The 21,707-nt window shown below is 65.4% G+C and carries 17 protein-coding genes; 11 read left to right on the top strand and 6 right to left on the bottom strand.

The window, feature by feature from the left end; translation table 11 throughout:
- Positions 1-6 precede the first annotated feature (6 nt).
- Both C5N93_RS27330 and C5N93_RS27325 read right to left on the bottom strand, forming a co-directional pair.
- On the bottom strand, positions 7-777 hold the full coding sequence (locus C5N93_RS27330) for a GntR family transcriptional regulator (protein ID WP_242561740.1): 771 nt from the start codon (positions 775-777) through the stop codon (positions 7-9).
- Positions 778-1,041: 264 nt separating this feature from the next.
- Entirely contained in the window at positions 1,042-2,046 is a 1,005-nt protein-coding gene (locus C5N93_RS27325) for a polysaccharide deacetylase family protein (protein WP_242561739.1), read from the bottom strand.
- A 412-nt stretch (positions 2,047-2,458) separates the two neighbouring features.
- Between C5N93_RS27325 and C5N93_RS27320 the strand changes: the two genes are divergently transcribed.
- The 4 genes from C5N93_RS27320 to C5N93_RS27305 all read left to right on the top strand — a co-directional run bounded on the left by C5N93_RS27320 (position 2,459) and on the right by C5N93_RS27305 (position 8,874).
- A complete protein-coding gene (locus tag C5N93_RS27320) occupies positions 2,459-3,607 on the top strand; it encodes an ABC transporter substrate-binding protein (RefSeq protein ID WP_242561887.1) in 1,149 nt (382 codons plus the stop codon).
- A 94-nt stretch (positions 3,608-3,701) separates the two neighbouring features.
- Positions 3,702-4,580: a branched-chain amino acid ABC transporter permease gene (locus C5N93_RS27315; protein WP_069343713.1), complete on the top strand. Its 879-nt coding sequence runs from the start codon at positions 3,702-3,704 to the stop codon at positions 4,578-4,580.
- Between the two features lie 125 nt (positions 4,581-4,705).
- On the top strand, positions 4,706-7,228 hold the full coding sequence (locus C5N93_RS27310) for an ATP-binding cassette domain-containing protein (protein ID WP_242561886.1): 2,523 nt from the start codon (positions 4,706-4,708) through the stop codon (positions 7,226-7,228).
- Positions 7,225-8,874 carry a gamma-glutamyltransferase gene (locus C5N93_RS27305; protein WP_242561738.1) on the top strand — a complete coding sequence of 550 codons (1,650 nt, stop codon included), beginning with the start codon at positions 7,225-7,227 and terminating at the stop codon, positions 8,872-8,874. Before C5N93_RS27310 ends, C5N93_RS27305 begins: the two co-directional genes overlap by 4 nt.
- A 19-nt stretch (positions 8,875-8,893) precedes the next feature.
- On the opposite strand, the gene C5N93_RS27300 is transcribed toward C5N93_RS27305, so the two are convergent.
- Complete coding sequence (locus C5N93_RS27300; protein ID WP_242561737.1) at positions 8,894-9,811, bottom strand: LysR family transcriptional regulator; 918 nt, start codon at positions 9,809-9,811, stop codon at positions 8,894-8,896.
- 162 nt (positions 9,812-9,973) lie between these two features.
- Between C5N93_RS27300 and C5N93_RS27295 the strand changes: the two genes are divergently transcribed.
- The 5 genes from C5N93_RS27295 to C5N93_RS27275 all read left to right on the top strand — a co-directional run bounded on the left by C5N93_RS27295 (position 9,974) and on the right by C5N93_RS27275 (position 15,983).
- On the top strand, positions 9,974-10,831 hold the full coding sequence (locus tag C5N93_RS27295) for a LysR substrate-binding domain-containing protein (RefSeq protein WP_242561736.1): 858 nt from the start codon (positions 9,974-9,976) through the stop codon (positions 10,829-10,831).
- Between the two features lie 195 nt (positions 10,832-11,026).
- The gene (locus C5N93_RS27290; protein WP_242561735.1) at positions 11,027-12,490 is read left to right on the top strand and encodes an efflux transporter outer membrane subunit; all 1,464 of its coding nucleotides are present in this window, start codon (positions 11,027-11,029) and stop codon (positions 12,488-12,490) included.
- On the top strand, positions 12,487-13,689 hold the full coding sequence (locus C5N93_RS27285) for an efflux RND transporter periplasmic adaptor subunit (protein WP_242561734.1): 1,203 nt from the start codon (positions 12,487-12,489) through the stop codon (positions 13,687-13,689). The genes C5N93_RS27290 and C5N93_RS27285 overlap by 4 nt, the downstream gene beginning before the upstream one ends.
- Positions 13,686-15,215, top strand: coding sequence for a DHA2 family efflux MFS transporter permease subunit (locus C5N93_RS27280; protein WP_242561733.1), 1,530 nt, complete (start codon positions 13,686-13,688; stop codon positions 15,213-15,215). The genes C5N93_RS27285 and C5N93_RS27280 overlap by 4 nt, the downstream gene beginning before the upstream one ends.
- 21 nt (positions 15,216-15,236) lie before the next feature.
- Positions 15,237-15,983 carry a siderophore-interacting protein gene (locus C5N93_RS27275; protein WP_242561732.1) on the top strand — a complete coding sequence of 249 codons (747 nt, stop codon included), beginning with the start codon at positions 15,237-15,239 and terminating at the stop codon, positions 15,981-15,983.
- A gap of 118 nt (positions 15,984-16,101) precedes the next feature.
- Here C5N93_RS27275 and C5N93_RS27270 read toward each other — a convergent pair whose 3' ends face one another.
- The gene (locus C5N93_RS27270; RefSeq protein ID WP_242561731.1) at positions 16,102-16,359 is read right to left on the bottom strand and encodes a hypothetical protein; all 258 of its coding nucleotides are present in this window, start codon (positions 16,357-16,359) and stop codon (positions 16,102-16,104) included.
- Between the two features lie 409 nt (positions 16,360-16,768).
- On the opposite strand from C5N93_RS27270, the gene C5N93_RS27265 reads away from it, so the two are divergent.
- Both C5N93_RS27265 and C5N93_RS27260 read left to right on the top strand, forming a co-directional pair.
- A complete protein-coding gene (locus C5N93_RS27265) occupies positions 16,769-17,923 on the top strand; it encodes a mandelate racemase/muconate lactonizing enzyme family protein (RefSeq protein ID WP_069340578.1) in 1,155 nt (384 codons plus the stop codon).
- A 96-nt stretch (positions 17,924-18,019) separates the two neighbouring features.
- The gene (locus C5N93_RS27260) at positions 18,020-19,315 is read left to right on the top strand and encodes an MFS transporter (protein ID WP_242561730.1); all 1,296 of its coding nucleotides are present in this window, start codon (positions 18,020-18,022) and stop codon (positions 19,313-19,315) included.
- Positions 19,316-19,413: 98 nt separating this feature from the next.
- Here the strand turns inward: C5N93_RS27260 and C5N93_RS27255 are convergent, their stop codons facing one another.
- Together C5N93_RS27255 and C5N93_RS27250 are read right to left on the bottom strand one after the other, a co-directional pair.
- On the bottom strand, positions 19,414-20,358 hold the full coding sequence (locus C5N93_RS27255) for a LysR family transcriptional regulator (protein WP_242561729.1): 945 nt from the start codon (positions 20,356-20,358) through the stop codon (positions 19,414-19,416).
- Between the two features lie 69 nt (positions 20,359-20,427).
- Positions 20,428-21,495 (bottom strand): LacI family DNA-binding transcriptional regulator, encoded by a 1,068-nt coding sequence (locus tag C5N93_RS27250; protein ID WP_242561728.1) that lies wholly within the window; start codon positions 21,493-21,495, stop codon positions 20,428-20,430.
- Positions 21,496-21,707: the final 212 nt, after the last annotated feature.

Genomic DNA, 21,707 nt, shown 5'->3' with positions numbered 1-21,707 from the left:
ATCTCCTCAGCCGCGCTTGCGGCCAGCGCGTTTGACCGCGGGCGTGGACGGGGACGATGAAGGGGACGAAAGCGGCATCGTGTTCGGCGTCGCCGCAACCTCCGGCAAGCCGAGCAACGACGCCAGACTCTTCTGCCCGCGCATCCGGGTCGTCTCGATACGACGCTCAAGTTCTTCGAGGTGCGACTGCATCCGGGCAATGGCACCGGGGGCGTCGCGCTGCTCGATGCACGCCACGATGGCGGTGTGTTCGTCGTGCTCGCACGGCGCGTAACCGGGCGGCTCGTACAGCCCCACGATCAGCGAGCATCGCGAGATCAGCTCGGTGAGATAGCGCAGCAACACGGCATTGCCCGCAAGCGCCGCCACACGCAGGTGAAAATCGCTCGCCAGACGCGCCCACGACGGCTGATCGAAACGGTGCATGGCTTCGTGTTCGGCGTCGAGCTGACGGCGCAGCATGGCCAGATCGTCGTCGGTCACCCGCGACACCGCCAGTTCGACCAGCGAACGTTCCAGCGCGCGCCGCGCTTCGAAAATCTCCCGCGTTTCCTCGGGCGTCGGCTCGGCGATCACAGCGCCCTTGTTCGGTCTGAGCGTGACAATGCCGTCGTGCGCCAGACGCTCCAGCACCCGCCGCACCACCGCGCGTCCGACGTCGAACAGCTGGCAAAGCTCCGGCTCGGGCAGCTTCGTGCCGGGCGTGAGGCGATGCGCGAGCACGCCGTCGACGATGGTGCGGTAGATGTGCGTCTCGATGCGCGTCTCGGCGCTCATCGCCTCATCGTTCGCGACCGGCAGGTGCAACGAGAGAAGACGGGTTTCGGTGTCACCGTCGTGGACCGTAGTGGCAGTGGTGGCAGTAGGGGCAGTGGGGGCCGCTGGGCGGCGCGCACGGGAAACAGGCTTGTCTGCTGGCATGACGGGCGTAGTGGGCAAGGACGATGAAGGCACTGAGGGCACTGAGGGCACTAAAGGAAGTAGAGACAACTTTCCACAGTCGGGACACGCCGGGCAATAGGATTTGAGTGTCACGCTGGCTCACCCCATGACGGCATCTGGCTCGGCGACACTGACGGACGCCACGTGCGCGGCGATGTCGCCCGGCGTCGCCACCCAGATCTCGCCGCGCTGCGCAGCCTGCGCGATGGGCGTGAGCACGCGTCGCAGATGCCGCAGGCGGTAAGGCTGCCCGACCAGATACGGGTGCAGCGCAATGCCCATGACCAGCGGCTGGCCTCGCGTCGGATGCTCCGCCTGAGCGTACATCTCGTCGAAATTGTCCGCGATCATGTCGGCAAACGCTGCGCCGTCCATCTGACGGCCGATGATCATCGGAATATCGTTCACCTCCTGCGGATAAGGCACCGACCACAGGGTCCCGTGCGCCGTTCGCATGCGCACCGGACGGTCGTCGTGACACCAGTTGAGCGTATAGCCATAGCCGGTGCGCACCAGCAGATCCGGCGTGTGATGCGTCTCCGATATCCACGGCGAAAGCCACCCCGACGGCGTGTAGCCCGTCGCTTCCGTCAATCGCGATCGGCAGTGTGCCAGCAGCTCTCGCTCGTGCGCGTACTCGAAATCGCTTTGCCGATGCGCATTGGTGTGACCGTGGCCAATCAGCTCATCGCCGCGCGCCACGCAGGCGTGCACGAGTTCGGGACAGTGATCGAGCAGCGACGTGTTGAGCACGACACCCGCGCGCATCGCGAGATCGCCGAACAGATCGAGGCATCGCCATGCGCCGACCCGGTTGCCGTACTCGCGCCAGCTGTAGTTGAGCACGTCGGGCTGCGGCGAGACCGGGCCGAGATTCGCGCCCAGCCCTTCCCCGAACGCGAAGTGCTCCAGATTGAAGCCGAGATAGACGGCGAGTCGCGCGCCGTTGGGCCAGCGATACGTATCGCGCGCCGTGATCGGCAGATAGTCGAAGCGATCGTGCGAACGCAGTGCGCCGAAGCGCACCTCGCGAACGTCGGGCACATCACGCACGTCGGCGGTCGCGAAATCGTCGGGTGATGAAAGCGGCAAGGTCAGAGTCATCGTGTGTCGTCTTGAAACATTCGCGCACCGCCACAGTGCGGGCGCGTTCCGAGTTGGCGCAAAACGCATCGTCAACGAACGTCATACCGAATCGTTCGCAATTTCGATGCCAGATCGTCAACACCTTGGCATGCATATCGTGTGACGCCATTCATTCGAAATGTCGACGAGGTGGCATGCCTCTTGCGTACGGCGGGGACATAGCGGGTCGTGCCCGTTGCCGGGATGCCCGACCATCCCATCCCTTCGCATCCGACGTGTCGCTTCGACATGTCACATGTCATCACGGAGATTGCTCATGCCTGCCTCTGCCCGTCACAACGCCGTCTGCGCCACCACCTCATCCATCCCCTCCACCCCCTCCCGCCGTCGCTGGCTTCGTGTCGGCGCCGTCGCGCTGGCGGCTGCGGGCATGTTCGTGAGCGCAGCGAGCTACGCCGCAGACACCATCAAGATCGGTCTCGTCACGGCGCTCTCCGGGCAATCGGCACGCGCCGGTGAAGCCCTGACGCGCGGCATGACCATCGCCATCGACGAAATCAATGCGAGCGGCGGCGTGCTCGGCGGTCGCAAGCTCGAACTGGTGCGTCGCGACGACGAAGGCAACCCCGCCAAGGGCGTGCTCGCCGCGCGCGAACTCATCTACAAGGACAAGGTGGCCGTGCTTTTCGGCGGTCTGGATACGCCGGTCTCCATGGCCATCGTGCCTATCGCCAATCAGGAGAAAGTCCCGTTCATGGGGCCGTGGGCCGCCGGCACGCCGATCACCCACAACGGCGCCAATCCGAACTATGTGTTTCGCGTGTCGGCTGTCGATGAAATCGTCGACGGCGCCATGGTGAACTACGCGCAGCAGAACTTCGGCGCGAAAAAGCTCGGCCTGATTCTCGTGAATAACCCGTGGGGCGAGTCGAACGAGAAAGGCATCGTCGCGGCACTGGCGGCCAAGGGCCTGAAACCGTCGGCCGTCGAGAAGTTCGAAGCGACCGACGTGGACGTCACGCCGCAACTCGGACGCCTGAAGGCCGCCGGGGCCGACACGCTGTTGATGGTTGGCAACGTCGGGCCGTCGGCACAGGTCGTGAAGTCGCTCGACCGCATGGGCTGGAAGGTGCCCATCGTCTCGCACTGGGGTCCGGCGGGCGGACGCTTCACCGAACTGGCCGGCCCGAACGCGAAGACCGTGCATTTCGTGCAGACGTACAGCTTCTTCGGCGCAACGTCGCCAGTCAGCACGCGTGTCGTCGCCGCGCTCAAGGCCAAGTATCCGGACATCAAGGGGCCGGACGACATCACGCCGGCCGTCGGTGTCGCCAACGCGTATGACGCCATGCGCCTCACGGCGCTGGCCATCGACCGCGCTGGCTCGACCAATGGCGACGCCATTCGCACCGGCTTCTACAAGATCGACCGCTACGAAGGCCTCATCAAGACGTACGTGAAGCCCTTCAGCGAGCAGCAGCACGACGCCCTGTCCGCGCAAGACTACGTGTGGGCGCAGTTCATCGACAACCGTATCGTGCCGGTGGCACCGACGGGCGCGAAGGTCGCCGCGAAGTAAGCAAGCCATCAGCAAGACACATCGACCGGACGAATTCGTCACACCACACCGGCAATGAACGGGCGCCACGGCGTGGCGTCCCGGAGGACATCTCATGCAATGGATCTCGGCGCTCGTCGCCGGCCTTGGGCTCGGCAGTATGTACGGCCTCATGGCGCTCGGCTTTCATCTGACGTTCGCGGTGAGCGCAACGGTCAATTTCGCGCAAGGCAGCTCGATGATGCTGGGCGCCGTGCTCGCCTACACGTTCGCGCAGACGCTCGGGTGGCCGATGCCGCTGGCCATCGTCGCGGCGCTGGCGCTTTGCGCCGTCTACGGGCTGGTGGTCGAACGGCTTGCCGTTCAGCCGTTCGTGCGGCGCGGATCGAGCGCGTGGCTCATGGCGACGGTGGCGCTGGGCATCGTGCTCGATAACGTCGTCATGCTGACGTTCGGGACGGAACCGCGCAGCCTGCCCTCGCCGCTCGCGCAAAGCTCGCTGCACATCGGCGATGCCGGTCTCGGCGTCTATCCGCTGCAATTACTGATCCCGGTGGTCGGTCTGGCGCTCGCGGCATCGCTGCATTACGTGTTGCGCCGCTCGCGCTGGGGTGTCGCCATGCTCGCCGTGGTGCAGAACCGCGACGCCGCTCGGCTCATGGGCATTCCCATCCAGCGCACGATCGCGGGCGCGTTCGCCGTCTCGACGTTGCTCGCCGGTATCGCCGGTGTGCTGATCGCGCCGCTCTTCAACGTGCAGGCGGATATGGGCACGGTCTTCGGTCTCAAGGCATTTGCAGTGGCGATTCTCGGCGGATTGTCGAGCGCCTGGGGAGTGATGATCGCCGGTCTGCTGTTCGGCGTGACAGAAGCGATGATCACGGCAACGCTCGGGTCGAGCTACACGCAAATCATCACGTTCGGTCTGGTCATCGTGTTGCTGGCGATGCGCCCCGACGGCATGTTCGGTCGCGCGGAGGTGCGTAAGGTATGAGCGATTCTTCTTTGCGGCTTGCGTCGCAATCGTCCCCGGTGCCGGCAACGACAGGACGCCGGTCGTCGCGCGACGCTCGCGACGGTCTGGCGCTCACCGCGTCACTCGCTGTCGCGCTCCTGGCGATGGCCGGTGCCGCTTGCGTGGTGAACGGGTACTTCGTCGTGGTGATCGCCGGCGTCGCGCTGCTCGCCATCTGCGGCGTGGGTCTGAATCTGTTGCTGGGCCTGACGGGGCAGGTGTCGTTCGGACACGTCGGCTTCTACGCCATCGGCGCCTACGCGGTGGCGATTCTGACCACGCAGGCGGGCTGGCCGTTCTGGCCGGCATGGCTCGCGGGGGGTGTGATCGCGGCACTCACCGGCGGTCTGCTGGCGCTCCCCGCGCTGCGTGTGCGCGGGCCGGGACTGGCCATGGTGACGATCGCCTTCGGGTTCATCGTGGAGCACGGCGCGGTCGAGTGGCGCGGTCTGACGGGCGGTCAGAACGGGTTGATGGGCGTGATGCCGCCGGGCATCTTCGGTATCGCAGGCAGCGAACGTGTCGTCGCCGTCGCAGCGCTGGCGGTGCTTGCGGTGGCGTTGCTGGTCTACGCACGCGTGTCTCGCGGTGCCTGGGGGGCCGCCATGCGCGCCGTGCGCGACAGCGAAACGGCAGCGGCGTCGATCGGGGTCAATCCCCTGGTCGTGAAGGCGGTAGCGTTCGCGTTCTCCGCCGCACTGGCGGGCCTCGCAGGCGGTCTCTTCGCGCCGTTGCAGGGCATGGTCACGCCGGGCATGTTCTCCTTCCTGCAATCGATCCTGTTCGTCCTCGTCGTGATGATCGGTGGCGCGGGCACGATTGCCGGGCCGGTCGTCGGCGCGGTGATCGTCGGACTGCTGCCCGAATTTCTCGCGAGCCTGGAGAACCTGCGTCTGCTGTGTTTCGGCGTATTGCTGCTGGTCGTGTTGTGGGGGGCGCCCAATGGCGTGATCGGTGTGCTCGGGAAATGGTGGACGTCGCGGCGCGGTGGCCCGTCGGACGACAGGGATGTCGGCGTGACGTCGGCATTGACCTTGCCTGTGCTCGCGACGTCACAACGCAAAGGCCTCGCCGCGCATGGACTGGCGATGACGTTCGGTGGCGTGAAAGCCGTTGCCGATCTCTCCTTCGAACTGCCGCCCGCACGGGTGACAAGCCTGATCGGCCCGAACGGGGCCGGCAAGTCGACCGTCCTCAATATGCTCTCGGGCTTCTATCGGCCGCTGTCGGGTACCCGCGCGCTGGGCACAGACGATCTCCCGGCCAAGGGCGCCTGCGACAGCGCACGGCACGGCGTAGCGCGCACGTATCAGACGTCGCAACTGTTCGGCGGCATGAGCGTGCTCGATAACGTGACGCTGGCGTTGAGCGCAGGGCGGCTTGGCGGGTTACTCGGCGTCGCGCGCATGCAGGGCAAGGCGCACCGCGACGAGGCACGAGCGCTGCTGCGGGCGTGCGGCTATCACGGCGACGTCGATCTGATGGCCGCCGATCTCGCGCACGTCGACCGTCGTCTCGTGGAGATCGCACGGGCGCTGGCAACGCGCCCGAGTGTATTGCTGCTCGATGAACCCGCCGCCGGGCTGTCGACGCAGGACAAGGCGCAACTGGGCAGATTGCTGCGGCAGATCGCGGAGAGCGGCGTGGCCGTCGGTCTCGTCGAACACGATATGTCGCTGGTGATGGGTGTGTCGGACGGGATCGTCGTGATCGACGCGGGGCGCTTCCTCGCGCAAGGCACGCCGACGGCGATTCGTCACGACGAGCGCGTGCGACAGGCGTATCTCGGTGCCGCCGCGACACCGGTGGCGAACGCAGCGCAGACCGACACACCGGACGAGCCGATCGAACGAAGTGCATCGGCCTCGCCCGAAGTCCTCGGCGTTGGCAAACTGACGGCGGGCTATGGCGCAGCGCCGGTACTGCACGACGTCTCGATTCAGGTGCGTGACGGTGAACTCGTCGCCCTGCTCGGCGCCAACGGCGCGGGCAAGTCGACCCTCATGCGGGCGCTGGCGGGTCTGCATCGACCGGTGAGCGGCGGCATCACGTTCAACGGGCGCGACCTGTCGCGTCTGGACGCCGCGAAGATCGCCGCATTGGGGGTCGTGCTCGTGCCCGAGGGGCGTCAGGTCTTCCCGGAGCTTTCCGTGCTCGACAACCTGCGGCTCGGCGCGTTTCCGTGCGGGCGTCTGCCACGCGAGGCGCTCGACGACCGTATCGAACAGATGTTCACACGCTATCCGCGTCTTCGTGAACGTCAGCACCAGCGGGCAGGGCTACTCTCCGGCGGCGAGCAACAAATGCTGGCGATTGCGCGGGCGTTGATGTCGTCGCCTCGCGTGCTGCTGCTCGACGAACCCTCGCTCGGCCTCGCCCCGAAGGTCATCGCCGAGTTGTTCGCGTCGCTCGATGCATTACGACGTGAATCGCTGTCGATGCTGCTCGTCGATCAGATGGCTGCCATGGCCCTGTCGATTGCCGACCGGGGATACGTGCTCGAAGAGGGGCATGTGACGGTGAGCGGCCCGGCGAGCCAGCTGGCGGGCGATGCGCGTCTCGCTGCGGCGTATCTTGGCGGCGGGCACGAAGCAGACTTCTCGGGCATGGCAGGAGCGGCGGCATGACAGCGCGCGACGAAGTCCCCACCGGGTCGACGGCATCGACGGCATCGGCGAGCGGGCGCGCCGGACTGGTGACGAGTCCGCACACGCTCGCCAGCGCCGCCGGTCGCGACGTGCTGCAACAAGGCGGCAACGCCATCGAAGCCGCGATCGCCATTGCGGCGATGCTGTGCGTGACGATGCCGCATTTCACCGGGCTGGGTGGCGACGGCTTCTGGCTGGTCGCCGACGGCACGTCGAACGCCGCAGCACCGCTCGCCATCTCCGGTATCGGGCAAGCGGCACGACATCTGCCACCGGCCTTGTGTCGGGGCGATGCAATCCCCGTGCGCGGGCCGGCTTCCACGTTGACGACGGCAGCCACGGTCGCCGCATGGGAGGCCGCGTACCGGGTGAGCCGCGAACAATGGGGCGGCACGTTGACGTGGGCCGCCCTGCTTGCACCGGCCATTGCGGCGGCCGAAGACGGCTTCCCTACCAGTCGCTCGCAGGACTTCTGGTACACGTACCGTGCCGACGAGATGCGCGACGCATCGACATGGCATGGCTTCTCGCCGACGTTCCTGCCAGACGGTCGCGCACCGGCCGTCGGAGAACGGTTTCGGCAACCCGCGTTGGCGTCGACATTACGACGACTCGCCGACGGCGGGCCGCGAGAATTCTACGAAGGTAAGTTGGCCGCGCGTCTGGCGGAAGGCTTGCAGTCGGCAGGCTCACCCCTCACGCGGGAAGACCTTGCCGCCACACGCGTGCACGTCTCGCCCGCACTCACGATGCCCTACGGCGACGGTGTGCTGGCGACACTGCCCCCGCCCACACAAGGCGTGACGACACTCCAGATCATGGGGATCGTCGCGCGTCTTGGCCTGAAAGACTGCCCGCATGGCAGCGCGACGTACTACCACCGTCTGGTCGAGGCGGTGAAACAGGCGTTCCTCGATCGCGATCGATATGTCGCCGATCCGGCATTCGTGGACGTGCCACTCACGACGATGTTGTCGGACGAACATCTTCGTGCAGCGGCCTCGCGCATCGATGATCACAAGGCACTCGAATGGCCCCATCGGTTTCGCGAAGGCGATACGGTGTACTTCGCCGCAACGGATGCGGCCGGTCGCGCCGTCAGCGTGTTGCAGACGATCTATTTCGACTGGGGCAGCGGCGTAATGGCCGGGGATACCGGTGTGCTGTGGCATAACCGAGGAGCCGCGTTCCGTCCCTCCGGCAGCACTCACCCCAATGCCCTGATACCCGGCAAGCGTCCGTTCCACACGCTCAATCCCGGCATGTACCTCAAGCACGGCCGGGCACGGTTGCTCTACGGGACGCAGGGCGCAGACGGTCAGCCGCAGACGCTGAGCGCCTTGCTCACACGACTGATCGACTACGGGATGACGCCGCACGAGGCGCTATCGCATCCCCGCTTCCTGCTGGGCAGGACGTTCTCCGACAGCCGGGACAACCTCAAGCTGGAGAGCGACGCTGGGGAGTCCGTCTTCAAGGCGCTGACTGACCTCGGGCACCTTCTGGCGCCGTTGCCCCGTCACAGCCCGCTTGCCGGTCAGGCCGGTGTCATTGCCATCGCCGACGACGGCCTCGCCACCGGCGCTCACGACCCGCGCAGCGACGGGGCCGCGATGGCGGCGTAGTCTGCGGGCGAGACGAACCTCATCGGGAACGCTGGCGGACTTCGTTCCCGTGCTGGCAGAGGCGATGGATCAAGCGGCGCAAGGCCTGATGCCCCGAATCGGCGTTGAATCGCGGATGCCACGCTTGCGAGATGGTCACTTGCGGTGTCGTCACCGGCAGGCTTCTCGAGGCCATGCCCTGCCGGGAATGCTGCGTCAGGCGATCGGCCACGGTGGCGACGAGATCCGTCTCGCGAGCAATCGCCAGCGCCTCCATGAAGGTCGGGGCGACGGCCTGCACGCGTCGGGACAAGCCATGCTTGCCGAGTTCGATATCGACGGGACCGTTCAGCAGGCCGCGGCGCGAAACCGTCACGTGGCCGAACTTGACGAAATCGTCCGGCGTCAACGCCTTGCGGCGCGCCAGCGGATGGCCTTCACGGAAGACGGCCACGAACCGATCGTTGAGCAGCGTTTGCCGGACAATCTCCGGTCCCAGATCGTCGATGACGCCAATGTCCAGATCGATCAGCCCTTCGCGCAAGGCCACGATGTCCTGCTTGCCCTGCGCCATGAAACGAATCGTCACGAGGGGCGCTTCGTCCTGAAGCGCGCGCAGCAGATCCGACCCGATGGTCGAGATTGCCCCGTCATCGGCACGGATCGTGAACGTACGGCGCAACTCCTTGAAATCGAACGATTCCGTGTGACGCAGCAAGGCGCCCGCCTGCTGGACCACATCGTGTACGCCATCGCGCAACGCCTCGGCGCGCGGGGTCGGCACCAGCCCCCGCCCGGCACGCACGAACAGCGGATCGCCCACCATTTCCCGTGCCCGGTTGAGCGTGCGGCTCATCGCCGGCACGCTCAACCCGAGACGTTCGGCAGCGCCCGTCACGCTCCCTTCCGACAGCAGCGCATCGAGCGCAATCAGCAAGTTGAGGTCGATGGATTGCATATTTTGCAACTATAAGTTGGCTTTCAGTCTATTTTCGCAAGTCTGAAAATCATCGACGATTCCTCCACCGAAAGCAAGATCGCACGTCACCGCCGGTATGGCGCATGACTTGTGATCGGACATGCCCCGTCATGTCGGCTACGAACCAGTGAAGGAACGATCATGGACCGCTTCGATGCGATGAGAGTCTTTGTCCGCGTTGTCGATGTCTCCAGCTTTACGCGTGCCGCCGATAGCCTCGATATGGCCATACCGACGGTGTCGCGGCTGGTGAGATGTCTGGAAACGCAAACGCGCGTGCGCCTGCTGAACCGGACGACGCGAAACGTCAGTCCCACCGACGAAGGCCGCGCCTACTACGACGCCTGTGTACGCGTGCTGCAACAGATCGACACGATGGATCAGCAGGCGGCGAGCGCCGGTCAGGCCCCCGAAGGGCGCGTCAAGGTCGCACTGCCGGCCGCGCTCGCGAAGCACGTGCTGATTCCGGCATTGCCGTCGCTGCTCGACAAGTATCCCAAGCTCGATGTGGATATCGTCGTGTCGACCAATCCGGCCCTGCTCGCGCAGAACGCCGTCGACTGTGCCGTGCGCATCGGCGACATCGCGCAGACCTGTGTCGTCGCCCGCGATGTGGGACGGGTGACACGGATTCTGTGCGCGTCGCCGCGATATCTGAGCCGTGTGGGGCGTTCGGGCATGGCATCGACCACACAGACGATGTCGAGCCGCGTGCAGGTCGACGATGACGAGGCACACGTGGCGTGCGCGCTGTCCGGCCTCGGGATGACGTCGGGGTACGGCTTCATGCTGCGCCCGTATCTGGAGTCGGGCGCGTTGCAGCAAGTCGTGTCCGGACATCGCGAACCGTCGGATCCCGTTCGCGTCGTCTATTACCCCAACCGGCATATGTCCGGGAAGTTGCGAACGTTCATCGACTGGCTTCGCGTGGTGCTCGAAGACGCCATCCGGGCGTCGGAGCGCCCGCTGGCTTGCGTCCGGGAACCCGCAATGACCTGACAGGCCTCCCCGTCTGCTTTTTACGCCGCAGGGCCCCTGCCCTCGCGTCGCCAACTTCACCGGAGAATCAAAATTTCTTTTCGTCACCCTACAGGGTGCGCGCGTTCGCGCGCGCGCCGGCGGGCTGCCATTGCCGTCGCCCGCACCCCCGGCAGTTCTCATCACACCCGCATACCGTGCGCGCTGCGCGCCCTGGTGAGCGGCAGCATCATCGTCGCCCTGCTCGCCGGATGTGCGAGCGGCAATGACGATTCGGCGTCGAGACAGCCGCTCGACCTGCAAACGCTGCACGCCGGAGACGATATCTCCGAAGCGCATCGCAACGCCGACGCTGTCGATGCGCCCACGGCCGCACGCGATACGTCCGCGTGGTGGCGCGCGTTCGGCGATGACCAGTTGACGTCGCTCATGGCGCTCGCCGCGCAGAGCGCGCCGTCGATACACGCCGCACAGGCGCGATTGCGGCAGGCCGAAGCGGCCGGTGCGGCGGCCGCGGCCGATCGTTATCCGCGTGTCGATGGCGCAGCGTCTGCGACGGTCGATCGATTTCCCAATCACTACACGTTCCCGTCGCCGTACGCGGGCAATTACGGCAGTCAGGGATCGCTCGGCGTCAGCCTGCAATACCACCTGGATTTCTGGGGAAAGTGGCGCGACGCGGCGCATGCCGCCGAGTGGCGAGCGCGCGCAGCCGAGTTCGAAGCGGCAGACGCACGCCTGGTGCTTCAGACCTCACTCGCCGCCGCGTATCTCCGGCTCGACGCCACCTATCGCCTGCGCGACGTCGCCGAGCAGGGACTCGCGCGGCGCAACGGCCTGATCGCCGTGCTGAGCGAGCGTCGGCGCGCCGGACTGGAGACGGACATCGGTCTCGTAGCGTCGGAAGATGCCGTTTCGCTCACGCGTGCCGAGGTCGCCCGATACGACGCACAGATTGCCGGTCATCGTCACATGATCGCCGCTCTGCTCGGCCAGTCGCCGGCGTTCGCCGACACGCTGGCGCGCCCGCATGTCCGGCCCTCGGCCGACCCCGCGCCGGTCTCGAACCTGCCTGCGGTGTTGCTGGGCTATCGCCCGGATGTGGCGGCCCGGCGCAGCGCCGCAGAAGCGGCGGCCAAAGACATCGGCGTGGCGCGTGCCGCCTTCTATCCCGACGTCGACCTGAGTGCGTTCGCCGGACTCCAGAGTCTGGGCCTCGGCTACCTGCTGCGCGCGGGCAGTACTTCTGCGCAAATCGGCCCCGCCATCACGCTGCCGATCTTCGAAGGCGGTCGCCTGCGCGCCAACCTGCGTGGCCGTGTCGCCGAATACGACGCGGCCGTCAGCGCCTACAACGCGACCGTAGTGAACGCGCTTCAGCAAGTCGCCGACGCCGTCGCCACGCTCAAAGCGGCACGCACCCGACAGGACACCGCACGCGGGTCGAACGGCCATTGGATGCGCGTCGTCGCGCTGCATCGGCTCCGTCAGCAAAGCGGCTTGTCCGACACTCGCGACCTGCTGAACGCGCAAACCGCGCTGCTGCTCAGTCAACGCCGCGAAGCCGAGGCCGATGCCGACGTTGCCGAAGCGCAGATCGCCCTCATTCGTGCACTCGGCGGTGCGTGGTCGCCCAGCGCCGCCTCCCAGACATTTACGATTTCACAACGACAATCATGACCGAAAGCAAAACCAATGCCCCCACCTCGACCGATCTCGCGGCCGACACATCCTCCACTCGCCGCAAGCGGCTCGGCATCGTCGGTGGCGTAATCGTTCTTACCGGCATCGCCTGGGGCGTGTGGCATGTCGTGCAAGGCGACGATGCCCGCACGACCGACGACGCCTACGTCAACGGACACGTCGTCGCCATCACGCCGCAAGTGGCCGGCGCCATCTCGCAAGTCTTCGTCGACAATGCCGATCGGGTGCTCGCCGGTCAGACGCTTGCCGAGATCGACGCGAGCGACGCGCACATTGCGCTCGATGCCGCACAGGCAGAGCTGGGCCAAACGGTGCGACGTGTGCGCGCCTTGTTCGCCGCCGATGCACGGGCGGCAGCCACGGTCGCACTCAGGCAGGTGGAACTCGATCGCGCCAGATCGGATCTGTCGGCCCGCCAGCAGATCGTGGCGCAAGGCGCTGTCACGCAGGAAGAAGCGCGCCACGCGGGCGATGCCGTGCGCATGGCGGAGGCCGCCTTGCAAGCGGCGGTGCAGGCGCGCGCGGAAGCGCAGGCGCACACGCAAGGAACCACGGTCGACACGCACCCCGACGTGCTCGCCGCAACCGAACGCGTTCGTGCCGCCGCCCTGGCGCTGGAGCGCACCACGATCCGCTCGCCGGTCGCGGGCATGATCGCGCAACGCACGGTGCAGCTCGGCAAGCGTGTCGGTGTCGGCGACCGGCTCATGGCCGTCGTGCCGCTCGATCAGGTCTGGGTCGACGCGAACTTCAAGGAGGTCCAGCTCGACGGCGTATGTTCAGGTCAGCCGGCGCAGGTCAAGGCCGACCTGTACGGCAGCCGCGTCACGTATCGCGGCACCGTGGACGACATCGAAGCCGGCAGCGGCGCCGCATTCTCGCTGTTGCCCGCACAGAACGCGACGGGCAACTGGATCAAGGTCGTGCAACGCGTGCCGGTCCGTATCCGCCTCAATCCCGAAGACGTTGCGCGACATCCGCTACGCATCGGCATGTCGACGGAGGTCGAGATCGACACGCGTCAGTGCGCCACCGGCAAGGGGGCATTGCGCGCCCGTGCGACCGAGAAGACTGACGTCTATGCCGCGCAAAAGGTCGCTGCGGATCGCTCGGCCACGGCTGCCGCCACTGCCGCCGCCACTGCCACCCAACACAGCCTCGGGACCTCGCAATGACACGCGCCGCCCTGGGTCCCATTACACCGATGTCGGGGCCGGCGCTCGTGCTCGCGGCCATCGCGGTGAGCCTCGCGTCGTTCATGGCGGTCGTGGACATTACGATCGCCAACGTCTCGATCCCCACCATCTCCGGCAACCTCGGCGTGAGTTCCGAGATCGGGGAGTGGGCCATTACGTTCTTCGCCATCGCGAACTCGATCTGCATTCCGCTGACCGGCTGGCTATCGCGACGCTTCGGGCAAGTGCGCCTGTTCGTCGCCGCCGTCGCCCTCTTCACCGTGGCATCGGTGATGTGCGGACTGGCGCCGACGTTCGAATCCCTGCTCGTCGCGCGCGTGTTGCAAGGCATGGTGTCGGGGCCGATCGTCCCGCTCAGTCAGGCCCTGCTCGTCGCGATTTTCCCGCCGCACAAACGCACGTTCGCCGTGGCCATGTGGGCCATGACCAACATGGCCGGGCCCGTGGCCGGGCCGGTGCTCGGCGGATGGATCACCGACGACTTCAGCTGGCCCTGGATCTTCCTCGTCAATGCACCGGTCGGCATCTTCGTCGTGGTGTTCACGATGGCGATGTTCAAGGGCAAGGACACGCCGTCGACAAAGCTGCCCGTCGACATCGTGGGGCTGCTGCTGCTCGCCGTGGCGATCGGCTGCCTGCAAATCACGCTCGATCGCGGACGCATTCTCGACTGGTTCTCGTCGCCGGTCATTTGCGCCACGGCCATCTGCTCGCTGCTGGGTTTCATCGTCCTCATCGTGTGGGAGCTTGGCGAGAAGCATCCGATCCTGGACCTCACCTTGTTCCGGCATCGCAACTTCACCATGGGCACGATCGCGGTTGCCGTTGGCTTCGGCCTGTACTTTGCCGCGCTGGTGCTCATCCCCCTGTGGTTGCAGACGGACATGGGCTACACGGCGACATGGGCCGGCTTCGTCACGGCGCCAATGGGGGTGTTCGGCATTCTGCTCGCGCCGTTGCTGGGCCGCTGGGTGCAGAAGCACGACGCCCGCATCTTCGCCAGCCTCGCGTTCGTTGCGTGGGCGCTGGTGGCCGGTTGGCGCGCAACGATGACGACCGACGTCGACGCCATGACGATTGCGCTGGCGTGTCTGGCGCAAGGCGTGGGCATCGGCCTGTTCCTGACGCCGCTCGTGGCGCTGTCGCTGGCCGGACTGGCACCGGAGCGGCTCGCGGCGGCGTCGGGCCTTCAAACCGCGATCCGCATGATGTCCGGGAGTCTGGTGGCGTCGCTCGCGCAAACGTTCTGGGATCACCGTTCGCGGGTCTACCAGAATCGTCTGGTCGATCACCTGTCGCCGTTTCGCGACGTGGTGACGCATCACGTCGATACGCTTCGCGCCGCCGGTCTGACCGACACGCAAGCCTGGGCGGTGATCTGGCGTCAGACCGTCGTTCAGGCAGACATGCTGTCGCTCAATGACTTCTTCCTCATGTCCAGTCTGGGGTTCACCTTGTCGATCGGCATCGTGCTGATGGCGCGGTCGCCCAAGCGGGCTCACTAACGCATTTGCAGGGCATCCCTCATGAATCTCGATTTTCTTCGCAGCGCGTCGCGCACACGCGTGAACGCCATTGTGCTTCGCGCCACGCTGCTCACCCCGAAAATGCGCCGGTTGGTCCTCGGTGGCCCCGAACTCGCCGCATGGCTCGAATCCGTCGACGCACACTCGGCCGCAGCGTGGATCAAGGTCTTCCCGCCCGGCAGGAGTGGCCGGGCTTACACCATCCGGCGTGTCGACGAACAGGCGCGAACGCTCGATATCGACTTCGTCCTGCATGGCGACGATCGTGACGACGGTTCGGTTTCCGCGTGGGCACGCACAGTGCAGTGCGGCGATCAGGTTGATATCGCCGGCCCACGCGACGGTGGATTTACGTTGCAGCGCGACACGAAATGGGTCTGGCTGGCGGCCGATGCGAGCGCATTGCCTGCGGCGCAATCGATACTCGAACGGCTACCGCACGGCCTGCCGGTCACAGCGCTGCTGGTGGTGGACGACGAGCAGGAGCGGCAATTGATCAGATCACCCGCGAGAATGCACGTGCAGTGGCGCTACCGGCGAACGCCACCCCTTGCCATGGCGGCGGACGACCCCGTTCTCACGGAACACCCCCGTGTGGCCGATGGCCCCGGACAAGTGTGGATGGCTGGCGAAGCGGTCTGGGTCAAGCAATGGCGCAGCTACTGGCTGGAGCGCGAGCACGTCGACCCGCAACGCGTCGCCTGTAAAGGCTACTGGAAACCGGGCGCACAGGACCACCGGGATTGAGGTTCCGGATTTGCGGCTGCCAGCGCACTCGGTGCATTCGGTGCATTCGCGTTCGGTCTCGAACGGGTGAACGCGGTTGAACGTCCCGCGTCGCTCTCGTCCCGTGCCGACGCTCCGTTCAGGCGCGATCCTTGCCGGGGCTGCCCAGGGCGGCCTTCTGGCCGAACTCCAGCAACCATTTTTCCGCGTAGCTTTGCCCGTGGGCGCGGGCATCGCTGCGCGTCGCAAACACCTGGCCGTAGAGCTCCTGGCGATGGCACGACTCTCGGGATCCAATGCGCCGCACCACCACGTCGGCACGATAACGCCCGTCTCGAAGCGGGATCGAAAAGACAGTCACGTGGAAATCGCCCGTCACATACTCATGCTCTGGCATACGTTTTCCCCCTCGAACATCGCATCTAAGAACGACTTCCCCCTACTGCGTTGCCAGCTTGACGCTGACATCCGTCCGAGCGGCGCCCCGCCCATCAGTCCCTTGACGACCTTCGATTACTCCGGATTCTAGTCAATACCGCATACAGGTCAATATTGACCGACGATCGACCGTCCTGAGCGCGCCGTCCCATCCGGATCGCTTCGTCCCCAAACGTTTCCTGCCATCGCGCCGTTGCCTGCCGATGATCCACAGATCGTGGACGATCGGTGTACACCCCGGCCGTTGTTCCTCCCCTCGCTGCGCCGTATCGTCCATCCACGGTGTTGCCCCGTCGTCTGCCCGGCAGGCACACGGCGCGCAACGGCGCTTTGGATTGACAAGGATTCGGAAGACACGAGGATTGAGCATGAAAATTGAATCGGTTGAGATCATCCCGCTCGACATGGCACTGGAGGAAGTGTTCAAGGGCGGCACGTATCAGGTGGCATCGCGCCCGACGATCGTCACACGCGTCCATCTGGAAAACGGCATCGTCGGGGAAAGCTACGGTGGCGACGAGTTCCACACGCAGACCGAGATCGTCAACGTCGTACGCGAACATCTGTCGCCCCTGCTCATCGGGCAGGACGTTCGCGACTTCCAGCGACTCTGGGAGGCGATGTTCCATGTGAACGTGGATCTGGGCAATCGCGGGCTGCACCAGTTGGACATGCATCCGCGCGGCATCCTGCTGCAGGCCGTGAGCTGTCTCGACAACGCCATGTGGGACGCCCGCGGCAAGCTTTACAACACGCCGGTCTACAAGCTGCTCGGCGGCGTGCGGGACCGCGTGCCGGTCATCTCCATCGGTGGGTACTATCCGAAGGATGGCAAGGATTCATGCGTTGCCATCGCCGAGGAAGTGGCGATGGTGCGCGAGACCGGTTGCATCGGCATCAAGATGAAAGTCGGCCGCGCGTCGCTGGAAGAGGATCTGGAGCGCGTGCGCGCAGCTCGCCGCGCCGGCGGCAAGGACTTCGTGGTGACGGTCGATGCCAATCAGGGCTGGGACCCGCTCGACGCCGTCAAATTCTGCGTCGCCATGGAGAAGGCAGACCTCGACGTGCGCTGGATGGAAGAACCCGTGAAGTGGTATGACCAGACCGACGGCCTGGCGCTTCTCGCCATGAAGACGTCGATTCCGGTCAACGTCGGTCAAGGCGAGATCACCGGCCGCGCATGCCGCGACCTCATCACCAAAGGCCACGTCTCCATCCTGAACCTCGACTGCACGCTGTGCGGCGGTGTGACCGAATGGCAGCGCGTTGCCGACATGGCCAAGCTGATGAACGTAGAGATGGCGCACCACGAAGAGCCCCAGGTCGCCGTTCACCTGATCGCGGCCAATCCGCACGCGCTGTTCGTCGAGATCTTCGCCAACAAGGTGCGCGACCCGCTGCTGTGGCAGTTGCCCGACGGTTTCCCGGAAATTCGCGACGGCTACATGACGGTACCGCAAGGTCCGGGCTTCGGTATCCGTCTCAAGCCGGAGGTGATCGAGCAATACCGAATCGATCGCTGATCTGCGCGACAGATCGACGGCCCCCCTCGACAATACGAACAAAACAACAGGGGCGCGCGCGGTTCAGGTGCGCCTCGTCAGCAGGAGACAAGCAGTATGAATTCGTCAGTTCCCAATGGGGAGGGAATCGCGCGGGAGCGCTGGTTCATCATCCTTCCGGCGACCTTCATCATGTACACGATCTCGTTCTTCGATCGTGCCAACATGGGCATGGCGCTGCCCCACATCACGCAGGAGCTTGGCCTCTCGCCGATTCAGGCGGGCTGGATCGGTGCAGCGTTCGCGTGGGGCTACGCGGTCACCCAACTTGGCGGCGGCATCATCGCGCTGCTGTTCAATCCCCGGCGACTGATCGGCGTTGCGCTGCTGCTGTTCGGGCTGGCGGCCGTCGCCACCGGGTTTGCGCGGACCTACCATGAGCTGGTCGCCTTGCGCGTGCTGCTCGGGCTGGCCGAGGGGCCCATCTACGCGGCCGTTTCGCTGTTCCTCGCGCAATGGTTCGTGAAGGCCGAGCGAGGCCGGGCGTTCGGCATCTGGAATCTCGCCATTCCTGCCGGGGGCTTTCTCGCTGGCCCGATTTCCGGCGCGATTCTCGCCCATTACGACTGGCGCGTCATGATGATCGCCGAGGGCCTGCCCGCCTGGATCTTCTGCGCGATCTGGTTCCTTGCGATCCCGCGTAGCCTCGAAAGCGCGCGCTGGCTGTCGCCAACCGATCGTCAATGGCTGCAACGTGAGCTGAACGCCGAACAGGCGTCGCACAAAAAGCCCGAAGTCGATCCGTGGTGGAGCGTGCTGACGGAACCGACGGTCTGGTTGCTGACGGCCGGCTTCGCACTGAACGGCATTCTGATGTACGGCGCGACGCTCTGGCTGCCCACGATCATGCGCACTTACGGCACGCTTGGCGACTTCTACATCGGCGTGTTTTCGGGCCTGCCGTTCATTGCCTCGATGTTCGGGATTTTCTACATCAGCCGACGCTCGGACAAACACGGGCAGGAACGTCGCTGGCATGCCGCGCTGCCGACCGCGTTCACCGGTTTCGTGATGATCGGCGCGGCGCTGGTCCCCGCCAATCTCTACTACCTGCAAATCATCCTGTTCGTGGTGCTGGGCTTCACGCTGAAGATGCTGAACCCGCTCGTGTTCGCCTGGCTCACGGAAATTCTGCCGACGCGCAAGGCGATTCCGGCAGTCGCCATCGTCAGCGGGGTGGGCAACCTCATCGGGCAGTCCGCCGGACCGCTGCTGGTGGGCTACGTGAAGTCGGTGTCGAACAGCTTCGTGCCGTCGCTGCTGGTATTGGCCGCGTGCGCCATTCTCGGCGGCGTCGCCATCGCCATGTCGGGACGCAAGGCGCCGCGAGAACCCGCCGTCGTTACGGCTTAAGCGACACAGCCCTGCTTGATCGAGATATCGACCGGGCGATCGACAAGGGCATCAACAGAGGGCCAACGGTGACGTTGGCCCTTGCCACATTCAGGCATTCAGGGCGACAGCGGCGCCGTCGTCCCGAATTCGCTCGCAAACCAGTTTTGCAGAAACTCCACGCACACGCGCACCTTGGCCGATGCGGAAAGACGCGCCGTCGTCACCGCATAGATATCGGCAGGCCAGTCATATTCCGGCAGCACACGAATCAACTGCCCCTGCTGGAGGCTCTGCGCACAATCCCACGCCGACGCGCGCATGATGCCGTGCCCGCCCAACGCCCACGTCCAGATGATGTCGTTGTTGTTGGACGACAGCGAGCCGCCGACCTTGATCGTTGCGACGTCCGCCTCCGCCTCTTTCCCTGCGGTTCTGTTTCGCAGCCGCCACGTGCCGAACGGCTGATCTCGCTCGCGGAACACGAGGCACGAATGCGTCAGCAGGTCGTCGGGCGTCTGCGGCATGCCACGGCGCGCCAGATAGTCAGCCGACGCGCACAGCACGCGCGTGCTGGCCGCCAGTTTGTGCGCAATCAGATGGGGCTCCGACACCTTGCCGATGCGGATATCCAGGTCGATCGACTCCGCGATGAGATCCACCGGCCGGTCCATCACGATCAGCGAGATGTCCAGACGCGGGTATCGGCTCGATAGCTGCGAGAGCGCGGGCGCCAGCAGATTACGCCCCAACCGGAAGCTTGAACTGATGCGCAGATCGCCGCGTGGCTCGGTTTTGATGTCCGACACCGCGTCATGCATTTCCGTCGCCGCGTCGAGCATGTAGACGGACCACTTCAGAATCGCCTCGCCGTCCTCGGTCGGCGTCACCCGTCGCGACGTGCGATGCAACAGCGTCGCCCCCATCTCGCGCTCCAGCATGTGAATGCGCTTGCTGATATACGACGTCGACGCGCCAAGCTCGGTCGCCGTCTTGGCGAAACTGCGCAGCCGACAGACCACGCTGAATATCTGCAAATCGCGAAGATCGGGGAAATTCTGCATGTTTGTCCGGGAATGCGTCGCTTGACGAATCTTTTAGCGAACCTTTTAACGAACCTCTCAACGAACCTCTTAACGAACCTTGTCGGCACGGCGCTGCACCGACGTGCCCGACGGCGCGCCGCAACTCGCACGAGACTCGAACCACGTCGGCAGACTCACCGATTCGGGCGTGCCCGGCGTTTCGATGTGCGTGAGCACCAGTTGCGCCGCGCGCGCGCCAAGTTGCTCGGCGTCACGCATGACCGTGGCAATCGGCGGTTGATGAAAACGGCACAGGGGCACGTCGTCGCAACTCACGAGCGACAGGTCCCGGCCGAGCTGAAGCCCCCGGCGGTGGATGGCCTGCAATGCGCCTTCAAGCAACTGATTGCCGCCCAGCACGATCGCGGTCGGGGGATCGTCGTCGGCGAGCATTTCCTCGATGGCCACCTCGCCGTGATCCGACGACAACGTGCCGCGATGCACGATGAGATTGCGCGGCAAACCGAGCCGGTCGTAGGCGTCTTCCATTGCCCGGACACGCTCGCGCGTCGGGCGCACATCACGCCCCACGACCAGGCCGATGCGGCGATGTCCTTTGTCGAGCAAGGCACGCGCGGCATCGCCCATGCCCTGATAGTGATCCGACAGGACATAGTGCGCGGGAATATCGGCGGGAAAGGCGCGGTCGATCAGAACGACAGGGCACTTGGTATTGCGCAGCGCGAGCAGCGTGGCCGGGTCGTCTTCGAGCGTGGGCAACACGATGAGACCGTCGACTTGCCGGTGCATCAGCACCTCGATGCGCTCGGCGTCTACGCTCGGCACGCCGCCCGAATTCGTCAGCAGCACGGAAAACCCGGCGACCGTGAGCACGCTTTCCGCGCCGCGCACAATGGACGCGATCAGCGGGTTGGTGATGTCCGATCCCACGAAACCAATGGAGCGCGTCGCGCGCCGGCGCAGCCCCTGCGCGAGCGCGTTCGGCGCGTAACCGAGCGTGCGCGCAGCTTCCAGCACCCGTTGCGTGAGTTGCGGGCTCGATCCGGGTTGCCCGGACAGCACGCGCGACACGGATGCGATTCCCACGCCAGCCAAGGCGGCCACCGCCTTGATTCCCGGCCGTCCCTTGGGATCGCCCGGCAAGTTGTCACTCATCGATCTCATCTCCTCTTGACGCGCCAGTTTACAACGATTATCTTTTGGAAACGTTTCCGGAAACGTTTCCAAAAGTGAAATGCCGGCAAACGGAATCACAGGAGGACCGCGACGACAGCTAATGCGTCGCGGCGACCGTCATGGAGAGAGACAAGTGCGCCGGCTCGCGAGCGAGCGGCGCACATGAAGGGGTCATACGTGAATACCGAAGG

This window comes from Pandoraea sp. LA3, assembly GCF_022696215.1.
GTDB lineage: Bacteria > Pseudomonadota > Gammaproteobacteria > Burkholderiales > Burkholderiaceae > Pandoraea > Pandoraea capi.
This window is presented reverse-complemented; position numbering and strand designations above follow the sequence as displayed.